Below are 24,556 nucleotides of genomic sequence, written 5' to 3' on the forward strand. Positions count from 1 at the left end.
GCGGCGCCATGAGGATCAAGCCGTGACTGCCCAGGCGCGGGGCAGCCGGCGAGCAAGGAGCGGATCATGAACCAAGAGGTCATGAACCTTTTCAATCAGCAGGCCCAGCCGCAGAGCTTCGACCAGATCAAGATCTCGATCTCGTCGCCCGAGAAAATTCTGTCTTGGTCCTACGGCGAGATCAAGAAGCCCGAGACGATCAACTACCGTACCTTCAAGCCCGAGCGCGACGGCCTGTTCTGTGCGCGCATCTTCGGGCCGATCAAGGATTACGAGTGCTTGTGCGGCAAGTACAAGCGCATGAAGTACAAGGGCGTCATCTGCGAGAAGTGCGGCGTCGAGGTCACCCTCGCGCGCGTCCGTCGCGACCGCATGGGCCATATCGAACTGGCCGCCCCCGTCGCACATATCTGGTTCCTGAAGTCGCTGCCGAGCCGCATCGGCCTGCTGCTCGACATGGCGCTCAAGGACCTTGAGCGGATCCTGTACTTCGAGTCCTACGTCGTCATCGAGCCGGGCCTCACCCCCCTGAAGGAGCGTCAGCTCCTCTCGGAGGAAGAGTACCTGCGCGCGCAGGAGGAGTACGGCGAGGATTCGTTCACGGCGATGATCGGCGCCGAGGCGATCCGGCGCATCCTGATGGAACTCGACCTCGAGGGCATCGCGACGTCGCTCAAGGAGGAGATCGCGACGACGACCTCCGAGCTGAAGCCCAAGAAGCTGATGAAGCGCCTCAAGATCATTGAGGCGTTCCAGCTCTCGGGCAACAAGCCCGAGTGGATGATCCTGACGGTCGTGCCCGTCATCCCGCCGGACCTGCGCCCGCTGGTCCCGCTGGACGGCGGCCGCTTCGCCACGTCCGACCTCAACGACCTCTATCGCCGCGTCATCAACCGCAACAACCGCCTCAAGCGGCTGATCGAACTGCGCGCGCCGGACATCATCATCCGCAACGAGAAGCGCATGCTTCAGGAAGCGGTCGATGCACTGTTCGACAACGGCCGCCGCGGCCGCGTCATCACGGGTGCCAACAAGCGTCCGCTGAAGTCGCTCGCCGACATGCTGAAGGGCAAGCAGGGCCGCTTCCGCCAGAACCTGCTCGGCAAGCGCGTCGATTACTCCGGCCGTTCGGTCATCGTGGTCGGTCCCGAGCTGAAGCTGCACCAGTGCGGCCTGCCCAAGAAGATGGCGCTCGAGCTGTTCAAGCCGTTCATCTACGCGCGCCTCGACGCCAAGGGTTTCTCCGCCACCGTCAAGCAGGCGAAGAAGCTCGTCGAGAAGGAGAAGCCCGAGGTTTGGGATATCCTGGATGAGGTCATCCGCGAGCATCCCGTCATGCTCAACCGCGCGCCGACGCTGCACCGCCTCGGCATCCAGGCGTTCGAGCCGAAGCTGATCGAGGGCAAGGCGATCCAGCTTCACCCGCTGGTCTGCGCCGCGTTCAACGCCGACTTCGACGGCGACCAGATGGCCGTGCACGTTCCCCTGAGCCTCGAGGCTCAGTTGGAGGCGCGCGTCCTGATGATGTCGACCAACAACATCCTGCACCCGGCCAATGGTCAGCCGATCATCGTGCCGTCGCAGGACATCGTGCTGGGCCTCTACTACCTCTCGATCGTCGCCGACGGCTCGGTCGGTGAGCACAAGGCCGACGACAAGAACAACCCGATGCAGGGTGTGTTCGGCGATATCGGTCAGCTCGAGCACGCGCTCGCAGCCAAGTCCGTCTCGCTGCACTCGAAGATCAAGTGGCGCTGGCGCGGCCTCGGTCCCGATGGCGAGCCCGTCTCCCGGATCTACGACACCACGCCGGGCCGCGTGATCCTGTCCGGTGTGCTGCCGATGCACCCGAAGGTGCCCTTCGACGTCGTCAACAAGCTGATGACGAAGAAGGAGATCTCGGCGATGATCGACACCGTCTACCGCCACTGCGGTCAGAAGGAGTCGGTGATCTTCTGCGACCGCATCATGGCGCTCGGCTTCAGCCACGCGTTCAAGGCCGGCATCTCGTTCGGCAAGGACGACATGGTCGTGCCGGAGAACAAGTGGTCGATCGTCGAGGATACCCGCACGCTCGTGAAGGATTACGAGCAGCAGTACAACGACGGCCTGATCACCCAGGGCGAGAAGTACAACAAGGTCGTCGATGCCTGGGCCAAGTGCTCGGACAAGCTCGCTGCCGAGATGATGGGCCGGATCTCCGCCGTCCAGAAGGACGAGAACGGGGCCGACAAGCAGGTCAACTCGATCTACATGATGAGCCACTCGGGCGCCCGTGGTTCGCCCGCGCAGATGAAGCAGCTCGCGGCGATGCGCGGCCTCATGGCCAAGCCGTCGGGTGAGATCATCGAGACGCCGATCATCTCGAACTTCAAGGAAGGCCTCGACGTTCTCGAGTACTTCAACTCCACCCACGGCGCCCGTAAGGGTCTCGCGGACACGGCGTTGAAGACCGCGAACTCGGGCTACCTGACGCGTCGTCTGGTCGACGTGGCGCAGGACGCGGTCATCCGCGAGGTCGATTGCGGCACGACCAACGGCATCAAGATGCGCGCCATCATCGATGCCGGCCAGGTCGTCGCCCCGCTCTCCATCCGTATCCTGGGCCGCGCCACGGCCGAGGATCTGGTGGCGCAGGACGGCACCGTCATCGTCAAGACGAACGAGACGATCGAGGAGCGTCACCTGCCGGCGATCAACGCCGCCGGCATCCAAGAGGTGAAGATCCGCTCGGTGCTGGTGTGCCAGACCAAGAGCGGCGTCTGCGCCACCTGCTACGGGCGCGATCTGGCCCGCGGCACGCCCGTCAACATGGGCGAGGCCGTCGGCGTCATCGCGGCGCAGTCGATCGGCGAGCCGGGCACCCAGCTCACCATGCGCACCTTCCACATCGGCGGTGCGGCGCAGATCGCGGATTCGTCCTTCGTCGAGTCGAGCTTCGAGGGCACGATCAAGATCCGCAACCGCTCGCTCGCCAAGAACTCGGACGGCGACCTCATCGCCACCGGCCGTTCGGTCGCGGTGGTGATCGTCGGGCCGGACGGCACCGAGCGGGCGGTTCACCGCCTGCAATACGGTGCCCGCGTGCGCGTGGACGAAGGCGACACGATCAAGCGCGGCCAGCGGATCGCGGAGTGGGACCCCTACACCCGTCCGATCGTCGCCGAGGTGGACGGCATCGTCGGCTACGAGGATCTCTATGATGGTCAGTCCATCACCGAGACCACCGACGAGTCGACCGGCATCGCCAAGCGCGTCGTCATCGACTGGCGCGGTTCGTCCCGCACCTCCGACCTGAAGCCGGCCATGCTCGTGCTGGATCAGGACGGCAAGCCGGTGAAGCTGGCCCGCGGTTCGGACGCCCGCTACTACCTGCCGGTCGATGCCATCATCGGTCTCGATCCGGGTGCGAAGGTGCGGGCCGGCGACGTGCTCGCCCGTGTCTCGACGGACTCGGCCAAGACCCGCGACATCACCGGCGGTCTGCCGCGGGTGGCGGAGCTGTTCGAGGCGCGTCGTCCGAAGGATGCGGCGATCATCGCCGAGAAGTCGGGCTCGATCGCCTTCGGCCGCGACTACAAGAACAAGCGTCGTCTGACGCTGACGCCGCACGACGGCTCCGATGCCGTCGAGTACCTGATCCCGAAGGGCAAGCACATCCACTTGCAGGACGGGGACGTGGTGGAACTCGGCGACTACATCGTCGACGGCAACCCGGCGCCGCACGACATCCTGGCGATCAAGGGCGTGGAGGAGCTTGCTGCCTACCTCGTCAACGAGATCCAGGAGGTCTACCGGCTCCAGGGCGTGTCGATCAACGACAAGCACATCGAGGTCATCGTCCGGCAGATGCTGCAGAAGGTGGAAATCACCGACGGCGGCGACTCCGACATCCTCACGGGCGATCAGATCGACCGCACCGAACTGGCCGACTTCAACGAGAAGCTCCTCGCCGAGGGCAAGAAGCCGATCCAGGGCGTGCCCGTCCTGCTCGGCATCACCAAGGCGTCGCTGCAGACGAAGTCGTTCATCTCAGCGGCCTCGTTCCAGGAGACCACCCGCGTCCTCACGGAGGCGGCGGTCAACGGCAAGGTCGATACCTTGGACGGCCTGAAGGAGAACGTCATCGTCGGCTCGCTCATCCCGGCCGGCACCGGCTCGCTCGCGGCGGACATCCGCTCCATCGCGCGCCGCCGTGACAACCTGATCCTTCAGCAGCGCTCCGCCGAGAACGCGGCCAACGCCGCTGAACTCAGCGAGCTGCCCCCGGCGGCGGCCGAGTAATCGGCCGCTCCTGTCCGGAGCCACGACATGAGAAAGGCCCCGGCTCGGAAGAGCCGGGGCCTTTCTCGTTCGGGCGGGGCGCTGCCCCGGCACCCCCGCCGAAGGGGTGATTGGGCTCCGAGAGAGGGCGCTTAGAGCATCGTCCTGGATATCAGATCCAGGACGATGCTCTAAGCTTTTGTTCTTGCATCATCTTTTTCCGAAAGCCGGCAACCACCTTTCCGGATGATGCTCTAGCGGCCGGTGCGCACCCGCGTCCAGGCTCGGGTGACGAAGCGCTGGGTCGAGTCGTTCCAGGCGGTGTTGACCGAGAGCCGCTGCATCGTCGTCTCGTCCGGGTAGATACCGGGATTGTTGAGAAGCTCCGGCTTCACGAGCTTGCGCGCGGCGAGGTTGCCGTTGGCGAAGGAAACGAAATTGGTGTTGGCCGCCGCCACTTCGGGGCGCATCATGTAGTCGATGAAGGCGTGCGCCTCGGCCGGGTGGGCGGCATCCTTCGGGATCGCGAAGGCGTCGAACCACATCAGCGCGCCTTCCTTCGGGATGAAGTAGGCGATCTCGATGCCGTTCTTCGATTCCTCGGCGCGCTTCTTCGCCTGCATCACGTCGCCGGAATAGCCGACCGCGAGGCAGACATCGCCGTTGGCGAGCCCATTGACGTATTCCGAGGAGTGGAATTTCCGCACCGCGCCGCGGACCTTGTAGAGCGCGTCGGTCACCGCGGTGATGTCGTCCCAACGCTTCGAATCCGACTTGAAGCCGTAGAAGGGCAGGATCGAGGGAATCAGATCCTCGGGGGAGTCGAGAAGCATGACTCCGCAATCCTTCAGCTTCGCGATCGAGCCGGGATTGAGCACGAGGCTCCAGCTATTCAGGGGGGCGTTGGCGCCCAGCCGCTCGCGCACGGCGGTCACGTTCACGCCGATGCCGGTGGTGCCCCACATGTAATCGACGGCGAACGTGTTGCCCGGATCATAGGCTTGAAGCCGGGTGCTGATCTCGGGCCAGGCGTGTTTGAGGTTCGGGATCTTCGCCTTGTCGAGCGGCAGAAACACGCCCGCCTTGATCAGGCGCTGAAGGAAGGGGCCGGAGGGCACGACGATGTCGTAGCCGGACTTGCCGGCCAAGAGCTTCGTCTCGAGGATCTCGTTGTTGTCGTAGGTGTCGTAGACGACCTTGATCCCCGTCTCCTTGGTGAAGTCGTCGAGCACCTTCGGGTCGATGTAGTCCGACCAGTTGTAGATGTTGACGACCCGCTCCTCGGCCCGCACCCCGCCGGCCGCGCAGAGGAGGAGGGGGAGGGCGGCGAGCCCTCCCAGCAGAAGCCGCCGGATCACGATTTGCCCCGGACAGCCGTGACCACGATCTCGACGAGGTATTCCGGCCCGGCGAGCCGCGCCTCGACGGTAGCGCGGGCGGGCGGGTTCCCCTTGTCGACCCAGGCGTCCCAGGCGGCGTTCATCTCGGCAAAGCTTCCGATATCGGCGAGATAGACGGTCGCCGAGAGGATGCGGGCCTTGTCGCTGCCCGTCGCCATCAGCAGCCGGTCGATCTGTTCCAGGATCTGCTGCGTCTGTGCGGTGACGCCGGTGCCGACCACGTCGGCGGCCACCTGACCCGCCAGGAACACGAGGTCGCCATGGGCGACCGCCTGGGACATGCGCGGGCCGGTCTCGTAGCGTTCGATGGTCATCGTAGGGTCGCCGGTCTCGATTCGTGAAGGAAGCGAACCCTTCTGCCGCCCGGAGCGGTACCCCGTAAAGGGGTTCGAGCGGCGCGTCGGAATGCCGGAGGCGGGGCCGGTCGCGCAGGCCCGGATTTTTTGGACGGTCCCGCATTTCCCAAGGCAACCGGCGTCGTCGCTCGCGCGTTTGTCATCCGAATACGGCCAAGTCTTCCGGCCGGAGCTTCAGATCGACGACGACTTTCGGGGTTGGGACGACATGGAAATTCTCTGGACCATCATCATCGGCTTCGTGGCCGGCATCATCGCCAAGTTCATCATGCCCGGTGACAAGGAGCCGTCCGGCTTCATCCTGACGACGATCCTCGGCATCGTCGGCGCCTTCGTCGCGACCTTCATCGGTCAGGCGGTCGGCTGGTACGGGCCCAACGAGGGCGCGCGCTTCATCGGCTCCATCGTCGGCGCCTGCGTGGTGCTGGCGATCTACGGCTTCATCGCTGGCCGGACCAGCAGCCGGTCGCTCTGACAGGCGGCAGCCCGCTTTGAAGAGAAATGAGGCGCTCCTCGCGGGGCGCCTCTTTTTCGTTGGGCCCGGAAGCCGCGGCCACCGGCGCGCCGGAAGCGTCAGGTCTGGGCCGCCGTCCCGCTGATCGTTCCGGCGATCGTGGTCCGATAGGGGGTCGTCGGCCGGCCGATCAGCCCGCTCAGCTGGCGGTTCGTATCGTTGAGTCCGCCCTTGGCCGCTGCCATATCCGAATCGGCGAGCAGCGCCGCGAAGTCCTCCGGCAGGCCGGCGGCGACCAGGGCCGCCTTGAACGCATCCTCCGTCAGGTTCCGGTAGACGATCGTCCGGCCGGACAGCACGCTCACCGCTGCCGCGAACTCGTCCAGGGTGTAGGCGTCATCCCCCGCCAGTTCGTAGACGCGTCCGTCATGGCCGTCAGTCGTCAGCACGACGGCGGCGGCCTCGGCGAAGTCCGCCCGCGCGGCGGAGGCGATCCGGCCCTCGCCCGCACTGCCCAGAAGTACCCCGTGGGCCAGGGCCGGCGCGATCGAGGCCGCGTAGTTCTCGGTGTACCAGCCATTGCGCAGCACGGCGAAGGACAAGCCGGAAGCCTTCAGCGCGTCTTCCGTCCGCCGATGCTCGTCCGCCAGGGCGAGTGGCGAGGTGTCGGCGCGAAGCAGGCTGGTATAGGCGATCAGGTTCACGCCGGATTGCCGGGCGGCTTGGATGACGTTCCGGTGCTGGGCAACGCGCTGGCCGATTTCGCTGGACGAGATGAGGAGCAGGCGGTCGATGCCGCGAAAGGCTTCCGCCAATGTCTCGGGACGCGCGTAGTCGGCCACGCGGAGCGTGACGCCTTGCGCGCGCAGGTCCTCAGCCGCAGCACTCTCCAGCGAGCGGACACCCGCCACGATGGTGTCGGCCAGCACCCTCTTCAGCAAGGCTTCGATCACCAGCCGGCCGAGCTGGCCGGTGGCACCGGTCACGAAGAGACGCGGCTCGGATGTGGTCATGACGGTGGTCCCACTCGGTTCCCATGCGGTACAAGGTACCTAATTGAGACCGCGTGAGCCGTGAAGGAGGCACTTCTTTGGGACAAGGTAACAGTGACGGAACCGCCCTCCGGCCGGGTCAAATCGAACTGGCACGGCGGTTTGCCGTTTGGCAGTCCAGTTTCGCGAAGATCGCGTCATGTCCGGTCCGCGATGTGCTGGATCGGGTCGGCGACAAGTGGTCGATGCTGATCTTGATCGCATTGGCCGCAGGGCCGGGCCGGTTCAGCGCGGTTGCCCGCATGATCCCCGACATCTCCAAGCGGATGCTGACGCAGACGTTTCGCGACCTCGAACGGGACGGCCTCATCGCACGGACGGTGTTCCCGACGAAGCCGCCGAGTGTCGAGTACAGGTTGACGCCGTTGGGAAGCGCGCTCCTTGATCCGCTCGCTCACCTCGTCGGCTGGGCCGAGCAGAACCATGCGGCCATTCAAGAGGCGCGGAGGCGCTTCGAGGCCGGCTCCGTTCCAGACGGGAAACCGGACGCGTTCGCGCCCCGGTCTTCGGCCGACGTCTCGGCCGATTGAGGCTGCGCCTGATCGCGTCGCGACCACGCGCAGCTTCGATCGCGAAACGCGCGAGATCAGCCGGTCAGGTCGCGCCCGCCCGCGGTGACCGCCTTGACCGCGCAATGGCCGGTGGCACCGCGCACGGCGAGCCCGACGCCGACCACCAGGGCGGCGAGGCTCAGGAGCTTGTTCGGCCGGGGCTGGGCCGCCGCGGCGGCGATGCCGAGCCCCAGCGCGACGGAGACCGCCCGCTCGGTCATGCTCAGGTTCGGCTCGCCCGAAAAAATGTCCTCGATCATCTCGTTCACGGTCAACGCACTCCTTCTCGACGCTCGTGCGACTTCGCGGGGCGAACGCGGGGCGGGCGGGGCCGTTCCGTCGGTCGGCGACTATGACGCCGCCTGCGCCTCGGCGAGCAAAGCGTCATCGATCGCCCGCGCCCGCGCGGCCGCCTCGCGGGCGAGGTGGCGCCCGGCATAGGCCTCGAAGGCCGGGCGCTTCGGGATCGTACCGAACTGCATGCCCCAGCCGAGATGCGCGGCGACGTAGAGGTCGGCGGCGCTGAACCGGTCGCCCGCCACGAACTCCACCCCGGAGACGGCTGTTTCGAGCGTGTCGAGGGCCGTCTCCAGGCTGCCGTAGCCGACCATGCCCTGCATGCGCGGGTCGTCGGGGACGCTCACCTTGAGCACGCCGTTCGTGACCGCCGCCTCGAGCGGCCCGGCGCAGAAGAACAGCCAGCGGTAATAGGGGCCGCGGTCGCGGTGGCCCGGCGCGGGGGCGAGGCCGGCCTGCGGGAAGGCGTCGGCGAGATAGGCGAGGATCGCGGGGCACTCGGTCACCACCGTCGCGCCGTGGCGCAGCGCCGGCACCTTCCCCATCGGGTTGATCGCCCGGTAGGCCGGCGCCTTCATGGAGGTGCCATAGCCGAGGATCTCGGTGCGGTAGGGCGCGCCGACCTCTTCCAGCATCCAGCGGACGATCCGGCCGCGGGACATCGGGTTGGTGTAGAAGACGAGATCGTCGGACATGGGGGCTCCGGGGCGAGGCACCCGCAGGGCGGGCGTCGCCCCGGTGTTAGGGGAGGGCGCGCGGGCGCGGAAGCCTCGGGCGCCCCCGCGGGTCAGAACCGCGCGATGAGCTGGAAGCGCACGGTCCGGGGCGCGCCGGGCAGGATGTTGTTGTTGTTGTGCGCGGAGATGACGTAGCGCCGGTCGAACAGATTCTCGATGTTGACCTGAGCGCGCATGCTCTCGCTGAACGCGTAGAACACGCCGGCATCGAAGCGCGAGAAGCTCGGCAGGCGCACTGCGTTGTCCGACGATGCGAAGCTGGCATCCTGGTAGAGGTAGCCGACGCCGACGGAGAATCGCTCGCCGATGTCGAATTTGTTCCACAGGCTGAAGGTGTTGAGCGGAACGCCGCCGACAAGGTTGCCGGCCTGGATCACGTCGCCGTCGTCATCGATGTCGGCGACGATGCGCGGCTCGGTATAGGCGTAGCCGCCGGAGATCTGCCACCAATCGGTTGCGTAGCCGGTGATGCCGATCTCGCCGCCCCTTGTGTTCGTCTTGCCCGGGCCGGCGGAGAAGCCCGCTTCGGTGGATGACGGGATCGGCTGGTTGTCGCGATCGAGGTTGAACAGCGCAGCGGTGAGGATCAGGGCCGGCGTGATCTCGTATTTCACGCCGATTTCCGCGTTCTCGAACCGCTCGGGTGCGGACAAAGCGGTCGTCGGGTCCAGCACGCGGAACTGATCGCCCGCGCTCGGCAGGAAGGACACCGAATAGCTGCCGTAGAAGGCGAGATTGGGCAGCGGTTTCACCACGACGCCGACCCGCGGCGAGACGAGATTGTCGATGCGGCTGTTCGGTTGGGCAGGGAGGCCGGTCGCGGCGTCGGGACGACGGTCGCGCGATTGGAAATCGAAGCGGTCGAAGCGTGCGCCGACGATGAACTGCAGATGCTCGTCGATCTCGATCTGGTCCTGGGCGAAGGCGGAGAACACGCCGAGCCGATAGGTGTTGTTGCGGCCCGACGCGAGATTCCGCAGCGTTGCACCCTCGGTCGTGGTCGGCGCGAAGGGATTGACGGGGAGGTTGCGGGTGCCGGTCGAATTCCAGATGAAGTCGCGCCGGAAGTCGATCCCCTCCTGAAAACCGAGTTCCAGGCCGGCCACCACGGTGTGGGCGAGGGGGCCGGTGTTGAATTTGTAGGTAAAGTCGGTCTGGTTGAAGGTGTTCGTGCGGTCAGTCTGGCTGCCGTAGCCGCGCATCACGAACGAGGTCTCGTCGGCACTGACCGGACTGTTGGGGTAGGCGTTCTGATGGTACTTCGCGTAGTCGGCGATCCGCGTCTGGCTGCGCATCACGACGCCGCTCTCGAAGACGTGGTCGAGCTGCGCGTTGCCGATATGGGCATCGACGGAGCCGTTCGAGATCAAGGGCGCGCCGAACAGCGTGCTGGTGTTCTCGCGATAGCGCCAGGGGCGCCCGAACTGCGAGGGGATGCCGCGGTCGGCGATGCGGTTGTCGGAGAAGAACTCGTAGGACAGGCGCAGGGTCGTCTGCGGCCCGAGCAGGAAGGTCATCGTCGGGTTCACGCCGTAGCGGCGGATGTCGATGAAGTCGCGATAGGTGCCGGTATCCTCGAACACGCCGTTGAGGCGAAAGAAGGCGGTGTCGGAGACGCGGTCGCCGAGATCGACCGCCATGCGCTTGTTCCCGAATTGGCCGCCCTGCACCAGCACCTCGCGGATCGGCACCCCGTCGGCTTCCTTGAGCACGCGGTTGACCACGCCGCCGCCGCCGCCGCGGCCGAAGATCATCGCGTTGGGGCCCTTCAACACCTCGATGCGCTGGGTGTTGTAGAGGTCGCGGAAGTAGCGCGCGTCGTCACGGATGCCGTTGACGAAGAAGTCGGCGGTCGTGCGCTGGCCGCGGATCAGGATCTCGTCGCGGTGGCCCTCGCCCTGGGCGATGGCGACGCCGGGGACGTAGCGCAGCGCCTCGCCGATGCTCTGCACGTTCTGGTCGCGGATCTGCGCCTCCGTCACCACCGAGATCGCCTGCGGCGTGTCGATCAGCGGCGTGTCGGTCTTGGTCGAGGAGCGAAGGCGCCGGGCGAGGTAGCCGACCTGCGAACCCGAGCTGTCGACGACGAGGCCGCGCCCGGCCCCGGACCCGGCGACGCTGATCATATCGAGGGTGACGCCGCCGACCGCGGGGGACGCGGCGAGCAGATGGACCGCCTGAGCGGTCGGCAGGCCGGTGTTGATGTCCGTGACTTGCGCCCGCGCCGGGTGGATGAAAGCCGCAGCGATGCTTGTACAGGCAACGGAGCCAAGCAGCATCGGCCGCAGCACAGCGCGGCTCTGGCGAGCGTTTCTCATAAGCTTCCCCCTTATTTTATTAGAATAGACGGGGAAGTCTTGGCCCTAATCCGGCTCAGCTTGGCGAAGGTTGAATTATTCCAGTTTTGCCGATTTCATATGGAAAATAGGCAGTCGATACTTTGCCATTGCGCAAAATGGCCGAGGGCCACAAGCAAAGAGCGCGGCCCCCGGAGGGACCGCGCTCTTCAAACGTCCGGTATGGCGTGCGGGACGGGGCTTACTCGCCCGACGATTCCCGGCGGCGCTCGCCGCGGTCGCGGCGGGGGCCGCGGTCGCCACGATCACCGCGGTCGCTGCGCTCCTCGCGCTCCGGCTCGCCGCGCTCAGCCCGCTCGGCCTTCAGCTTCTCGGTGAGGTCCTCGCCGGTCTCCTGATCGACGACCTTCATCGAGAGGCGGATCTTGCCGCGCTCGTCGGCACCGAGGAACTTCACCTTGACCTTCTGGCCTTCCTTCACGACGTCGCCGACCTTGGCGACGCGCTGGGCAGCGAGTTCCGAGATGTGGACGAGGCCGTCCTTGGCGCCGAAGAAGTTCACGAAGGCGCCGAACTCCATGATCTTGACGATCGTGCCGTCGTAGATCGTGCCGGCCTCGGGCTCGGCGACGATGGAGCGGATCCAGTTATAGGCCGCCTTGATCGCCTTGCCGTCGGAGGAGGCGATCTTGACGATGCCGGTATCCTCGATGTTGATCTTGGCGCCGGTCTTCTCGACGATCTCGCGGATGATCTTGCCGCCGGTGCCGATCACGTCACGGATCTTGTCGGTGGGGATCTGCATCGTCTCGATGCGCGGCGCGTATTCGCCGAGCTCCGGACGGGCCGCGGTCAGGGCCTTGGACATCTCGCCCAGGATGTGGGCGCGGCCGTCCTTGGCCTGGGCGAGGGCGATCTTCATGATCTCCTCGGTGATGCCGGCGATCTTGATGTCCATCTGGAGGGAGGTGATGCCCTCCTCCGAGCCGGCCACCTTGAAGTCCATGTCGCCGAGGTGATCCTCGTCGCCGAGGATGTCGGACAGCACGGCGAAGCGCTCACCTTCGAGGATGAGGCCCATGGCGATGCCGGCGACCGGGCGGCGCAGGGGCACGCCCGCATCCATCAGCGACAGCGAACCGCCGCAGACCGAAGCCATCGAGGACGAGCCGTTCGACTCGGTGATCTCGGAGACCACGCGGATCGTGTACGGGAACTCGTGGGCCGGCGGCAGAACGGGCCGGATCGCGCGCCAGGCGAGCTTGCCGTGGCCGATCTCGCGGCGGCCGGGCGAACCCATGCGGCCGGTCTCGCCGACGGAGTAGGGAGGGAAGTTGTAGTGGAGCAGGAAGCGCTCCTTGTAGGTCCCCTCCAGCGCGTCGATGAACTGCTCGTCCTCGCCGGTGCCGAGCGTGGCCACGACCAGCGCCTGGGTCTCGCCGCGGGTGAACAGCGACGAACCGTGGGCGCGGGGCAGCACGCCGACCTCGGAGACGATCGAGCGGACGGTCTTCACGTCACGGCCGTCGATGCGGCTTCCGGTGTCGAGGATGTTCCAGCGGACCACCTTCGACTGCGCTTCCTTGAAGGCCGCCTTGACCTTCTCAGGGCTGAACTTCTGCTCGCCCTCGGCCGGGCAGAGCGCGGCCACGACCTTCGCCTTCACGGCGTCGACGGCGGCGTAGCGCTCCTGCTTGACCGTCTTCTTGTAGGCCTCGCGTAGCTCGGTCTCGGCGACCGCGAGAACGGCGGCCTCGACGTCGGCGTTCTCCGGCGGGGTGAAGTCGCGCGGCTCCTTGGCGGCCTTCTCGGCCAGGCGGATGATCGCCTCGATCACCGGCTGGAAGTGCTTGTGGCCGAACATCACGGCCCCGAGCATCACGTCCTCGGAGAGCTCCTTGGCCTCGGACTCGACCATCAGCACCGCGTCCTGGGTGCCGGCGACGACGAGGTCGAGGGTCGATTCGGCGATTTCCGTCACCAGCGGGTTCAGCTTGTAGCCGCCGTTGAGGTAGCCGACGCGAGCCGCACCGATCGGGCCCATGAAGGGCACGCCCGAGAGGGTGAGGGCGGCGGAGGCCGCGACCATCGCGACGATGTCGGGATCGTTCTCGAGATCGTGGGAGAGGACGGTGACGACGACCTGGGTGTCGTTGCGCCAGCCCTCGACGAAGAGCGGACGGATCGGGCGGTCGATCAGGCGGGAGACCAGTGTCTCCTTCTCGGAGGGACGGCCTTCGCGCTTGAAGTAGCCGCCGGGGATGCGGCCGGCAGCGTAGGCGCGCTCCTGGTAGTTCACGGTGAGCGGCAGGAAGTCGATGCCGGCCTTGGGCTCCTTGCCCGCGACCACGGTGGCGAGCACGGTGGTCTCGCCGTAGGTGGCGACCACGGAGCCGTCCGCCTGGCGAGCGGTCTTGCCGGTCTCGAGGACGAGCTTGCGGTCGCCCCAGATCAGCTCTTCACGTTGTACGTCGAACATATGTCTCTCGCCTTCAAACATGCGGTGGGCTGAGCCCGGCGCCGCCAGAGGCAAGACGGCGAGACGCTTCGTCTTAAGGAAGCGTCTCGCGATCCTGCCCTGGCGCCCTGCGCCTTCAAGCCGCCCGGATCGGACCGGCCGGGCCCCATGCCCGAGCGATCCTTCTTGGTCTGCCGCGCTCTTCGACGCCGAACCGGCGTCCACTTCGTGCGAAGCGCGGCTTGTGAAAACGCGGCCCCGTGGGGGACCGCGCGAAGGTTCGGCAGGCCTTAGCGGCGGATGCCGAGGCGCTCGATGAGGGTGCGGTAGCGCGCCTCTTCCTTGCGCTTCAGGTAGTCGAGCAGCGAGCGGCGCTGCGAGACCAGCTTCAGGAGGCCGCGGCGGGAGTGGTTGTCCTTGCCGTGGGTCTTGAAGTGGGCGGTCAGGTTGGTGATCCGCTCGGTGAGGATGGCGATCTGGACCTCCGGCGAGCCGGTGTCCTTGTTGCCCTTGGCGTAGTCCTTGATGAGCGCGGTCTTGCGCTCTGCCGTGATCGACATCGCAGGCCTTTCAGATGGAGGTTTGGTCGGAGGCGCCGCCCATGGGAGGGAAGGGCACCTTTGAAAAACTCGCGGTCGGGCCGGTGCCGGGATGTCGTCCAGCACGGTCAGCCGCAAGCGGCACAAGCCCCGCCCGGTAACCGGGTCGAGGCGGCGCGGACCATACACGAAATCGCGGGATGTGCCAGTGGCGCCGCCCGTCGAGGCGAAATCCGCCCCATACTGCTTCCCGATCCCGCCCTGCATCCGGCCCGGCTTTCGCTTCGCCGGATGCAGTCCGGTCAGGCACGTGAGACCCTATGCCCCGTTCCGCCCTCGGCGCCCGAAAGCCCATCGCCGCCCTCGTCGCGGACGCCGCCGATTCGGGCGGTCCGGCGCTCGCCCGAAACCTCTCCGCCTTCAGCCTCGTCTGCATCGGCGTCGGCGCAACCGTCGGGGCGGGCATCTTCGTGCTCACCGGCACGGCGGCAGCGAATTATGCCGGGCCGGGGCTGATGCTCTCCTTCGTGCTCGGCGCGGTCGCAAGCGGGCTGGTGGCCTTGTGCTACGCGGAACTCGCCGCGATGATCCCCGTGGCCGGCTCGACCTATTCCTACACCTACGTCACGCTCGGCGCCCTGCCGGCCTGGATCATCGGCTGGGATCTGGTTCTCGAATTTGCCATGGCGGCGGCGACCATCGCCGTCGGCTGGTCGGGCTATGCGCAGAGCCTGCTCGCCGATGCGGGCCTGCGGCTGCCGGCGTGGCTGGCCGCGGGGCCGGGGGAGGGCGGGATCGTGAACCTTCCGGCGGCGCTGGTCGTGCTGGCGCTCACCGCCCTGCTGATGCGCGACAACCGGGAGGCGGCCCGCACCAATGCCGTGCTGGTGGCGCTGAAGGTCGCGATCATCCTCGCCTTCCTCGGCCTCGGCGCGGGGCATCTGCGACCCGAACTGTGGCAGCCGCTGGTGCCCGCGAATGAGGGTACGTTCGGCGCCTTCGGCTGGAGCGGCATCTTTCGCGGGGCGGGGGTCGTGTTCTTCGCCTATGTCGGCTTCGAGACCATCTCGACCGCCGCCGGCGAGACCCGCAATCCGCAGCGGGACGCGCCCCTGGGCTTGATCGGTTCGCTCCTCGTCACCGCGGCGCTCTACGTGGCGGTGGCCGCCGTGCTCACCGGGCTCGTGCCCTATCGCGACCTCGACGTGGCCGACCCGATCGCGCGGGCCATGGCGGTGACGGGACTGACCGGCTTCTCCGCGGCGATCAAGGCGGGCGCGTTGATCGGGCTCACCACCGCGGCGCTCACCGCGCTCTATGGCCAAGCGCGGATCTGCTACGCCATGGCCCGCGACCACATGCTGCCGGATCTGTTCGCCCGGATCGGGGCACGGAGCCGGACGCCGTTCGTCGCGCAAGGGGTGATCGGTCTCGCTACAGCCGTGGTGGCGGCTTTGGTGCCGATCGACATCCTCGGCGAACTCGTCAGCATCGGGACGCTGTTCGCGTTCATCCTCGTCTGCGCCAGCGTGCTGATCCTACGCCGTACGGAGCCGGAGCGGGCACGGCCCTTCCGGGTGCCGGGCGGCGCGATCGTGCCGGTGCTCGGCATCCTCGCCTGTCTCGCTCTGATGGCGAGCCTGCCCGGCGATACGTGGCTGCGCCTGCTGGCCTGGCTCGGCCTCGGACTGGCGATCTGGTTCGGCTACAGCCGCCGACGCGTCGCAGCACATTCAGGTTTTGAAAGGACGAGTCCTTTCACGGGTCCAGGGCAGCGCCCTGGTTGAAGGGAGGCCGGGGCTCAGCCCCGGCCTCGCACCAAAGGGATGATCCCTTTGGAAACCCCGGACTCAGTACGAGCGGTGCGAACCCGCCGCCCGTCCGCCGCCGAAGCGGCGACGCAGGTAGCCGATGGCCTTGGGTAGCAGGAAGACGACGACGATCTGGCGCAGGATCGAGCGCATGCGGTGGGACTCCATTGCGAAAGCTCAGATTGGAGACCCAATGCCTGGACGGGCGTCTGCGTTCCCGGCTCAGAGCTCCAACGTCAACGTCACCGGGACGTGATCGGACGGCTTCTCCCAGCCGCGCGCCTCGCGGAACACCGCGACCCGGCGCACAGTGCCGGCGAGATCGGGTGAGACCCAAGTGTGGTCGAGGCGCCGGCCCTTGTTGGCGAGTTCCCAGTTCGGCGAGCGGTAGCTCCACCACGTGTAGATCTTTTCCGGCTCCGGGGTGAGGAGCCGCGCCGCGTCGATCCAGCCGGCCTCGCCCCGCAGTGTCTCGAGCGCCTCGGTCTCGACGGGGGTGTGGCTCACCACGTCGAGGAGCTGCTTGTGCGACCAGACGTCATGCTCCAGCGGCGCGACGTTGAGGTCGCCCACCAGGATCGCCGGCCCGGAGACCCGCCGTCCGCCCCAGACTCGCAACTCCGACAGGAAGTCGAGCTTGTGCGCGAATTTCGGGTTGAGGTCGCGGTGGGGCATGTCGCCGCCCGCCGGCACGTAGAAATCGTGCAGCACGATCCCCGCCGCCGGTCCCGCCTCCGGCCCGAGCACAGCCGAGATGTGGCGCGCATCGGGCCGCTCGCAGAAGCTCATCACGTCGCGGGTCAGCAGCGGAAACCGCGAGATGATCGCGACGCCGTTATAGCCCTTCTGCCCGGCGAAGACGATGTTCTCGTAGCCCGATCCCTTGAACGCCTTGAGCGGGAACAGGTCGTCGGGGCACTTGGTCTCCTGCAGGCACAGCACGTCCGGTTGCGCTTCACGGAGGAAGCGCAGCACGGACTCGATGCGCAGGCGCACCGAGTTGATGTTCCAGGTCGTGACGGTGAGGCGCACGGGGATTGCCTGAGAAGCGTGGCGTGAAGAGCCGCTTCGATAAAGCGCATTCCGACGAAGTGGAAACCGGTTCGTCGAAAGAATGCGCGTTGAAACAGGAGCTGGAGGCGCCGACCTGATGCGATCAGGTTGGCGTCTCTAGCTCAACCTGCGCGCCTCGCAAACCGTCAGGCCTCGGCCGCCTCCTCCTCCAGGGCGAGCCCGTGCAGCATGGCGCAGAGCCGGTCTCCGGTCATCCGCGAGAGGTCGAAGCCGCTCTCGCCGGCCACGTCGCCGTAGCGGGCCGCGTCGTCCGGCGAGGCCCCGACATAGGCCATCGACCAATCGGTGAAGAGGCGCGTCTCCACCGCCTCGAAGGCAAGCAGCGAGACCTCGCCGTGGCGCTCGTCCTGCTGGATGCGCTCGAAGGTGGCCTCGACCGCGTCTTCCGGCCCCTCCAGCACCTGCGCGAAGCAGCCGGCGTTGAACATCAGCGCCCCGGTGACGTCGATGCGGGCGTTGTTGGTGCGGCTCGCGGCCAGGATGCCGCGGATCGTCTCGTCCATCGCCGCGGGGGCACCGGCGACCCGGTTGCGGCTGTAGTAGACGAGGCGGCGCAGGTCTTTCGGCTTCATTCGGCGGGCTCCTGGATCAGGCGGGCAAGGTCGAGGGCGAGGCCGACAACAGGGCGGCGGCCTGGGCGGCCGGCATCGGGCGTCCGGTCAGGTAGCCCTGGACCTCAGTGCAGCCCTCGGCGCGGATGGCGTCGAGCTGCGTTGCCGTCTCGACGCCCTCGGCGGTGGTGCGCATGCCGAGGCTGGCGCCGAGCCGGGCGATGGCCCGCACGATCGCTCCACACTCGGCATTGCCCTCCATGCCGCGGACGAAGGACTGGTCGATCTTGATCTTGTCGAAGGGGAATTTCTGCAGGTAGCTCAGGGACGAGTAGCCGGTGCCGAAATCGTCCATCGAGATCTTCACGCCGAGCGCGCGCAGGCCGTTCAGCACGTCGAGCACGCTGTCGGTGTTCTCGAGGAGCGCGCCTTCGGTGATCTCCAGTTCCAGCCGGGCCGGGTCGAGGCCGGTCTGGGCCAGCACGTTCGTCACCGTCTCGACCAGCCGGCCGCCACGGAACTGCACGGGCGAGAGATTCACGGCGATCGATGCGGGGTGCGGCCAGCGCGCCGCCTCGCGGCAGGCGGTGCGCAACACCCACTCGCCGATGCCGACGATGACGCCGATCTCCTCGGCCAACGGGATGAACAGGGCCGGCGAGACCGGTCCGCGCTCGGGGTGGTTCCAGCGCAGCAGCGCCTCGAAGCCCGTCACGTCCCCGCTCTCCAGCTGGATCTGCGGCTGGAAGGCGAGATCGAACTGCTTGAGGGCCATTGCCCGGCGCAGGTCGATCTCCAGGCCGCGGCGCGCCTGCATCTGCGCGTTCATCGCCGGCTCGAAGAACCGGTAGGTGCCCCGGCCCGCGGCCTTGGCCCGGTAGAGCGCGAGGTCGGCGTGTTTCAGCAGGTCGTCGGCGTTCTGGCCGTCGGCGGGGGCGATGGCGACGCCGACGCTGACGCCGACATTGAGCATGTGGCCATCGACGACGTAGGTGCGCCCGACGAGATCGACGAGGCGGCGTGCCAGCGCCTCGGCCGCGTGCGGCTGCTCGACCCCGATATGGGGGCTGCCTTGGGGACCAACTTGGGGATCGACTTGGAGGATGGCGAACTCGTCGCCGCCGAGCCGTGCGACCAGATCCCCGCTGCGGGTGGCCCGGCGCAGGCGCTCGGCGACCTTGCGCAGGAGCGCATCGCCGACCGGATGCCCGAGGGTGTCGTTGACCGTCTTGAACCGATCGAGGTCGAGCATCAGCACCGCGAGCGGTGCCCCCGTCCGGGCCGCCTCGATCAGCGCCGCGTCGAGGCGGTCGTGCAGGCCGACACGGTTGCACAGGCCGGTGAGCGGCTCCTGCCGGGCCAGGGCCGCGCCGCGGAGTTGCTCGGTCACGTCCTCGAAGGTGAGGGCGAAGCCGCCGGCCGAGAGCGGCGCCAGCGCCGCCTCGACGCGGCGGTCGCCGCCGAGGGTGAGCCGCACCCGGACGGGGCGGGCGGCGCGCACAGCCTCCAGAATGGGCTCGGCCTCCGGCTCCGCGGCGCCGAAGGGCACCAGCAGGGCGGGGAGGGGAAGGCCGACCGGTTCGGCGCAGGCGAGCAAGGCCGCCGCGTGGGCATTGGCGAAGACAACGCTGCCGCCCGCATCGAGCAGGAGCAGGGGCGCGGCCATCTCGGCCAGCGCCGCCTCGAACGGCAGGGCGATCGACAGCGACGGAGCGGCGAGGGCGGACATGCGGCCGGACAGCGTCCCATGGAGGCCGCCCCACCTGGACGGCCCACCTATAGGCCTGCTTTCCTCTCAACGGATGCTTAAAGCCGGGATGCGCCTGAGCGTATCCGGGGAATTATTCAAAGAATTTGAGAGCACTCAACACGAGGTGGGACAACACATTTCGGTGATGCGGAGGGGGGAGCAATCCATGTTGTTGCCGTCCCTCATCGCGCTCAGCTCAGGGGTTTCGTCCCTCGATCTGCTGCTGCATCGCCTTGTCCTCGGACCGGCCGTAATTGATGAAGAACAGCGACCCATCGACCGCCTTGCCCTTCTGCAGGTTCGAGAGCTGCACGGTGGTGAGATAGCCCTGCGGGTCGGTGATCCGCCATTGCGACAGGGTCTTCATCTCGGCGTCGAAGAAGAGCTGGATCTTCGAGGTGCCGCCCAGCGTCGAGCGGTCCTCCAGCCCGATGCGCACGCCGCCCGGATCGTTGGTCACCTCGCTCACCGTCAGGTCGCGGGCGAGGTCGATCTTCTCCCGCAGCAGGAATTTCAGCGGCGTCTGCGAGATGAAGTAGAGATCCTGGGTGCCGAGCTTGCGGTCGCGCACCGCGACCGAGGTGCCATCGGCCACCACTTCGAGCGGGGAGGGCTGGTCGTACTCGAAGCGCAGCCGTCCGGGCTTGGCGAGCGTGAGCTTGCCGCCGATGCGCCGCCCGTCGGCGCCGATCTGGATGAAGCCGCCGGTCAGGGTCTGGAAGCCGTTGAAATAGCTGTTGGCCGCCGCCACGACGGTGGCCGGGTCGGCGTCCTGCAGCGAGACGCCGAGGGACGGCGCTCCGACCGCCGCAACCCGCGTGCCGGACGGGGCTGCCGGGGTCGCCGAAGCGGGCGCGCCGGGCTTGGCCGCCGCCTTGATGCTGCCGGTCTTCTCAGCGGGTTTCTCTGAGCTCTTCTCGGCCGCCTTGTCCGTTCCTTTGCCGGGCTTGGCCGCCGCCTTCTTGGCCGGGGCCGGGGCGGCCTCCGGCTCGGGCGCCCGGGCCGGAGGGGCCGGCGGCTCCTCCTTGCGGCCGAACAGGCCGTCGAGGAAGGAGGAGACCTGCGCCTCCACGGGCTGCGGCTGGAGCGCCAGCGCGGCGACGAGCAGCGGACCGGCAGCGAGGGAGAGGCGTCGGCCAGTCATCGTGTGGGCATCTCCGAAAGCTTGCGGGTGCGCGGGGCACTTGCCGTCCCGGTGGGGCTCTTGCCGTCCCGGTGGGGCACTTACCGTCCCGGTGCGGACGCGCGCGATGGCGGCGCGTCCGGATGTCGTGTTCGCGGGTAGACCCGGCCCCTGTGGCGAATATGCGACGGGGGCCGGATCTGCGCGGTCGTGAGAGGTCTCAGTCGTCGTCGTAGCCGCTGGAGGGTGCGCTCGCGAGGCCCTCGACCAGGATCTCGCGCTTGCCCGCATGGTTGGCCGGCCCGACGATCCCCTCGATCTCCATCCGCTCCATGATCGAGGCGGCGCGGTTGTAGCCGATCTGGAGACGGCGCTGGATGTAGCTCGTCGAGGCCTTGCGGTCGCGCAGCACCACGGCGATGGCCTGCTCGTAGAGTTCGCCGCCCTCGGCGCCCGCGGTGGCCGCGAAGGCACCGATGTCGAAGACCGGAGCGTCGGACTCCTCGGCTTCGGCAAAATCGTCCTTCTCGGCCTTGGCCGTGGCCCGCCCGCCCTTGGCCGGCTTCTCCGGCTGCTCGGAGGAGCCGTCGTCCGCCGTGACCGCTTCGAGGTAGGACGGCCGGCCCTGGCGCTTGAGGTGGGCGACCACGGTCTCGACTTCCGAGTCCGAGCAGAACGGCCCGTGCACGCGCGTCGTGCGCCCGCCGCCGGCCATGAACAGCATGTCGCCTTGGCCCAGCAACTGCTCGGCGCCCATCTCGCCCAGGATTGTGCGGCTATCGATCTTGCTCGTCACCTGGAAGGAGATGCGGGTCGGGAAGTTCGCCTTGATCGTGCCGGTGATGACGTCGACCGAGGGACGCTGCGTCGCCATGATGAGGTGGATGCCGGCCGCACGCGCCATCTGGGCGAGCCGCTGGATCGCGCCCTCGATGTCCTTGCCCGCCACCATCATCAGGTCGGCCATCTCGTCGACCACGATCACGATGTAGGGCAGGGCCGAGAGGTCCATCTCCTGCTCTTCGAACACCGCCTCGCCGGTGGTGCGGTCGAAGCCGGTCTGGATCGTGCGGGTGATGATCTCGCCCCGCTCGCGCGCCTCCTTCATCCGGGCATTGTACCCGTCGATGTTGCGCACGCTGATCTTCGACATCTTCTTGTAGCGCTCCTCCATCTCGCGCACGGCCCACTTCAAGGCGATGACCGCCTTCTTCGGGTCGATGACGACGGGGGAGAGCAGGTGCGGGATGCCGTCATAGACCGACAGTTCCAGCATCTTGGGATCGACCATGATGAGGCGGCACTCCTCCGGCTTCAGCCGGTAGAGCAGCGACAGGATCATGGTGTTGATGGCGACCGACTTGCCGGAGCCGGTGGTGCCGGCCACCAGCAGGTGCGGCATGCGGGCGAGGTCGGCGATGATCGGCTCGCCGCCGATGTTCTTGCCCAGACACAGGGCGAGCTTGTGCTTGGTCTCGACGAAATCGACCGAGGCCAGCAGTTCGCGCAGGTACACGGTCTCGCGCACCGGGTTCGGCAGTTCGATGCCGATCACGTTGCGGCCGGGGACGACGGCGACACGGGCGGAGATGGCGGACATCGAGCGGGCGATGTCGTCCGACAGGCCGATGACGCGGCTCGACTTGGTGCCGGGCGCCGGCTCCAGCTCGTAGAGGGTGACGACGGGGCCGGGGCGCACGGCGAGGATGTCGCCGCGCACGCCGAAATCCTGCACGGTCTGCTGGAGGTTGAGCGCGTTCTGCTCCAACTCGTCCGCATCGACCTCCTCGCCGTCGTTCAGCGGCGGCTCGGCGAGCAGTTCCAGGTCGGGCAGTTCGTAGTCGGCATTGCCGACGAACGACGCCTCCAGGTGGCGGCCGGCGGGGATCAGCATCGGACGCTCGGGCAGGATCGCCCGCGGACGGTTTTCGGGTTCGGGCTCGATGGCCGCCACGGGCTCGGCGGCTTCCGCCTCGAACGCGTCGGCGGTGTCGAGGGCGGCCTCCTGCATCGTCTCGGCAGCCGGCTCTTCGACAAGATTCTGGGCAAAATCCTCGGCCAGATCTTCGCTCGGCTCGACCTCGGCACCGGGCTTGGTGCGCAGCAGGACCGGCCGGGCCGGGATGGTCAGCGGCGCCGTCGTCATCCCCTGGGGGGCAGGGGAGGGGGCCTGCGGGGCAGGCTGCACCGGGGCGGGGGCCGGAGCCGGATAAGCTGTGAAAGGCCGCGCGGCGACGGGCGCCGCCGCCATGGCGGAGACCGGGGCTGGGGCGGGCGCCACGGCTTGCGGTGCGACGGCTTGCGGTGCGGCCTCAAAGGCGGGCTGCGGCGCGGCCTCGGTGAAAGCCGAACGGGCCGGACGGATCGCGGCGCGGGCGGCCATGGCGTTCAGCACCGGGCGGGGCGCGGCGGGCGCGACCGGCTCGGCGACCTCGACCACCGACTCGGCCGGGCCGAACCAGCCGTGCAGGGCCGACCAGTCCGGCACGTCCGACCAATCGGACGGCTCGGCCGGGACCGGCGGGATGAAGGGCGCGTAGAATGCCGCGAAGAGGGCGGCCTCCGGCGTTTCCGCCGGGGCGGGGAGCGGCGCGACCGGCAGGGACTCGGCGGCGACGGCCTCGAAGCGCATCGCGTCGAACCGGATCTCCTCGATCGCCCGCGCGGGCTGCGATGCGATCTCGGCCTGCGGCAAGACCTCCGCCTGTTGCACTTGAACGACGGGCTTCTGCCGGCGGTCGGGGGTGCGGAAGAAGCTCACGCCGGGCGGCGGCACGAACGGGCGGCGCCAGCTCGGCACCTCGGAGGCGGCCTGCTCGGCGCGCAGCCGGGCGGCCTCGTCGCTCTCGGCACTGCGCTGCGCCGCGCGCTCGGCGGCTTCGCGCTCCGCTGCCTCGCGGGCCCGCTGCGCCTCCAGCGCCGCGGCCTCTGCGGCGGCCTGGGCGTCGAGCAGGGCCTGGGCCCGGAGTTGCGCCTCGCGCTCGGCTTCCAGGGCCTGGCGGCGGCGCTCCATCAGAACGGTGTCGGGGGTGCGGGTGAAGCGCACCGCCTCGGGCAGCGCAGCCTGCGGCACGCCGTAAGACCCATCCTGTGAAGCGGGCAGGGCGTGGGCCGCCGGGATCACACCGGCCTCGGGCGCGATCGCCGCCGGGCGGCGCGGTGTGCGCACGAGGACGCCGGGACCGGAAGCGCGGGGATCGATGCGGCTCTCGAACGGCATCTCCGGCTGAGCGCCGTAGGGCAGGGCGGGCGCGGGCATCTCGAACAGCCCCTCCTCCGTTTCGGGTGCCCACGCTTCCGAACCCCAGTCCTCCGGCGCGGCTGGCGCGCGGCCGAGCATCGCCCCCGGCGGCACCAGCCAGCTCGGCACGTTGCCGGCTTCGAACCCGTCCGTGCCGGGCTGCGGCAGCGCCGGATGCGGCAAGGCGTGCGGGAGCGCCCGCGGCGGGGCCGGCGGCGCCCCGGCGATGCGCCGGGCAAGGTTGGAACGCAGGCTCATCAGCCGATGGGCGATACCGCCGATCGACCGGTCCAGGCGGTCGCCGCCGCGGCTCGGCCGCGATGGATCACGATGGGAATGGGGAGGCCGTCCCGATGCGCGCATGATCTGTGAGATGACTCGAAACAAGGTCCGGCTCCTGCGGAGCGGTTCGAGCCCCAAGGTAGGCGAATCGTCGTTAACGAACGCTTGCCTCAACCTTGGCCCACGCTCGTCCCACAGGCGCCCTCCCCTCTTCCGGGGCGCCCCGGACCCGCCGGTGCAAGCGTGGCATGAACCGGATATCATCGAGCGCAGTTGGCTCTTGGCGGTGATGTTTCGAGGCCCGGTGACAGAGGGCGGCC

General features: G+C 68.0%; 17 protein-coding genes. 4 read left to right on the top strand and 13 right to left on the bottom strand.

All coding sequences use genetic code 11. The annotated features are described in order from the left end of the window. Positions 1 to 66: 66 nt before the first annotated feature. On the top strand, positions 67 to 4,284 hold the full coding sequence (rpoC, locus tag MSPGM_RS20270) for a DNA-directed RNA polymerase subunit beta' (protein ID WP_012255172.1): 4,218 nt from the start codon (positions 67 to 69) through the stop codon (positions 4,282 to 4,284). Between the two features lie 233 nt (positions 4,285 to 4,517). Here rpoC and MSPGM_RS20275 read toward each other — a convergent pair whose 3' ends face one another. Both MSPGM_RS20275 and MSPGM_RS20280 read right to left on the bottom strand, forming a co-directional pair. Further along, on the bottom strand, positions 4,518 to 5,621 hold the full coding sequence (locus MSPGM_RS20275) for a polyamine ABC transporter substrate-binding protein (protein ID WP_003597542.1): 1,104 nt from the start codon (positions 5,619 to 5,621) through the stop codon (positions 4,518 to 4,520). Beyond that, positions 5,618 to 5,977, bottom strand: a complete 360-nt coding sequence (locus tag MSPGM_RS20280; protein WP_003597543.1) for a RidA family protein — start codon at positions 5,975 to 5,977, stop codon at positions 5,618 to 5,620. Before MSPGM_RS20280 ends, MSPGM_RS20275 begins: the two co-directional genes overlap by 4 nt. A gap of 250 nt (positions 5,978 to 6,227) precedes the next feature. On the opposite strand from MSPGM_RS20280, the gene MSPGM_RS20285 reads away from it, so the two are divergent. Continuing rightward, positions 6,228 to 6,494, top strand: coding sequence for a GlsB/YeaQ/YmgE family stress response membrane protein (locus MSPGM_RS20285; RefSeq protein WP_012255174.1), 267 nt, complete (start codon positions 6,228 to 6,230; stop codon positions 6,492 to 6,494). Positions 6,495 to 6,592: 98 nt separating this feature from the next. Here the strand turns inward: MSPGM_RS20285 and MSPGM_RS20290 are convergent, their stop codons facing one another. Beyond that, complete coding sequence (locus tag MSPGM_RS20290) at positions 6,593 to 7,486, bottom strand: SDR family oxidoreductase (protein WP_003597545.1); 894 nt, start codon at positions 7,484 to 7,486, stop codon at positions 6,593 to 6,595. Positions 7,487 to 7,563: 77 nt separating this feature from the next. On the opposite strand from MSPGM_RS20290, the gene MSPGM_RS20295 reads away from it, so the two are divergent. Then, the gene (locus MSPGM_RS20295; protein ID WP_003597546.1) at positions 7,564 to 8,055 is read left to right on the top strand and encodes a winged helix-turn-helix transcriptional regulator; all 492 of its coding nucleotides are present in this window, start codon (positions 7,564 to 7,566) and stop codon (positions 8,053 to 8,055) included. Between the two features lie 56 nt (positions 8,056 to 8,111). Here MSPGM_RS20295 and MSPGM_RS20300 read toward each other — a convergent pair whose 3' ends face one another. The 5 genes from MSPGM_RS20300 to rpsO all read right to left on the bottom strand — a co-directional run bounded on the left by MSPGM_RS20300 (position 8,112) and on the right by rpsO (position 14,425). After that, on the bottom strand, positions 8,112 to 8,336 hold the full coding sequence (locus MSPGM_RS20300) for a YgaP-like transmembrane domain (protein WP_210279257.1): 225 nt from the start codon (positions 8,334 to 8,336) through the stop codon (positions 8,112 to 8,114). Between the two features lie 90 nt (positions 8,337 to 8,426). Further along, on the bottom strand, positions 8,427 to 9,068 hold the full coding sequence (locus MSPGM_RS20305) for a glutathione S-transferase family protein (RefSeq protein ID WP_003597548.1): 642 nt from the start codon (positions 9,066 to 9,068) through the stop codon (positions 8,427 to 8,429). 92 nt (positions 9,069 to 9,160) lie between these two features. Continuing rightward, positions 9,161 to 11,428, bottom strand: a complete 2,268-nt coding sequence (locus MSPGM_RS20310) for a TonB-dependent receptor (RefSeq protein ID WP_043766510.1) — start codon at positions 11,426 to 11,428, stop codon at positions 9,161 to 9,163. 220 nt (positions 11,429 to 11,648) lie between these two features. After that, complete coding sequence (gene pnp / locus MSPGM_RS20315; protein WP_003597551.1) at positions 11,649 to 13,886, bottom strand: polyribonucleotide nucleotidyltransferase; 2,238 nt, start codon at positions 13,884 to 13,886, stop codon at positions 11,649 to 11,651. A 269-nt stretch (positions 13,887 to 14,155) separates the two neighbouring features. Further along, entirely contained in the window at positions 14,156 to 14,425 is a 270-nt protein-coding gene (rpsO, locus tag MSPGM_RS20320) for a 30S ribosomal protein S15 (RefSeq protein ID WP_003597553.1), read from the bottom strand. 299 nt (positions 14,426 to 14,724) lie between these two features. On the opposite strand from rpsO, the gene MSPGM_RS20325 reads away from it, so the two are divergent. Continuing rightward, a complete protein-coding gene (locus MSPGM_RS20325) occupies positions 14,725 to 16,191 on the top strand; it encodes an amino acid permease (protein ID WP_015857360.1) in 1,467 nt (488 codons plus the stop codon). Positions 16,192 to 16,437: 246 nt separating this feature from the next. Here MSPGM_RS20325 and xth read toward each other — a convergent pair whose 3' ends face one another. The 5 genes from xth to MSPGM_RS20350 form a co-directional block, all read right to left on the bottom strand. Then, entirely contained in the window at positions 16,438 to 17,247 is an 810-nt protein-coding gene (gene xth, locus MSPGM_RS20330) for an exodeoxyribonuclease III (protein WP_003597559.1), read from the bottom strand. A gap of 167 nt (positions 17,248 to 17,414) precedes the next feature. Beyond that, complete coding sequence (locus MSPGM_RS20335) at positions 17,415 to 17,861, bottom strand: BLUF domain-containing protein (protein ID WP_003597563.1); 447 nt, start codon at positions 17,859 to 17,861, stop codon at positions 17,415 to 17,417. A 16-nt stretch (positions 17,862 to 17,877) separates the two neighbouring features. Then, on the bottom strand, positions 17,878 to 19,569 hold the full coding sequence (locus tag MSPGM_RS20340; protein ID WP_209688315.1) for a putative bifunctional diguanylate cyclase/phosphodiesterase: 1,692 nt from the start codon (positions 19,567 to 19,569) through the stop codon (positions 17,878 to 17,880). Between the two features lie 217 nt (positions 19,570 to 19,786). Beyond that, complete coding sequence (locus MSPGM_RS20345) at positions 19,787 to 20,734, bottom strand: LolA family protein (RefSeq protein WP_003606886.1); 948 nt, start codon at positions 20,732 to 20,734, stop codon at positions 19,787 to 19,789. 199 nt (positions 20,735 to 20,933) lie between these two features. Then, entirely contained in the window at positions 20,934 to 24,212 is a 3,279-nt protein-coding gene (locus MSPGM_RS20350) for a DNA translocase FtsK (RefSeq protein WP_261925899.1), read from the bottom strand. Positions 24,213 to 24,556 lie beyond the last annotated feature (344 nt).

The sequence above is a fragment of the Methylorubrum sp. GM97 genome (genome assembly GCF_024347855.1).
Taxonomy (GTDB): Bacteria; Pseudomonadota; Alphaproteobacteria; order Rhizobiales; family Beijerinckiaceae; genus Methylobacterium; species Methylobacterium extorquens.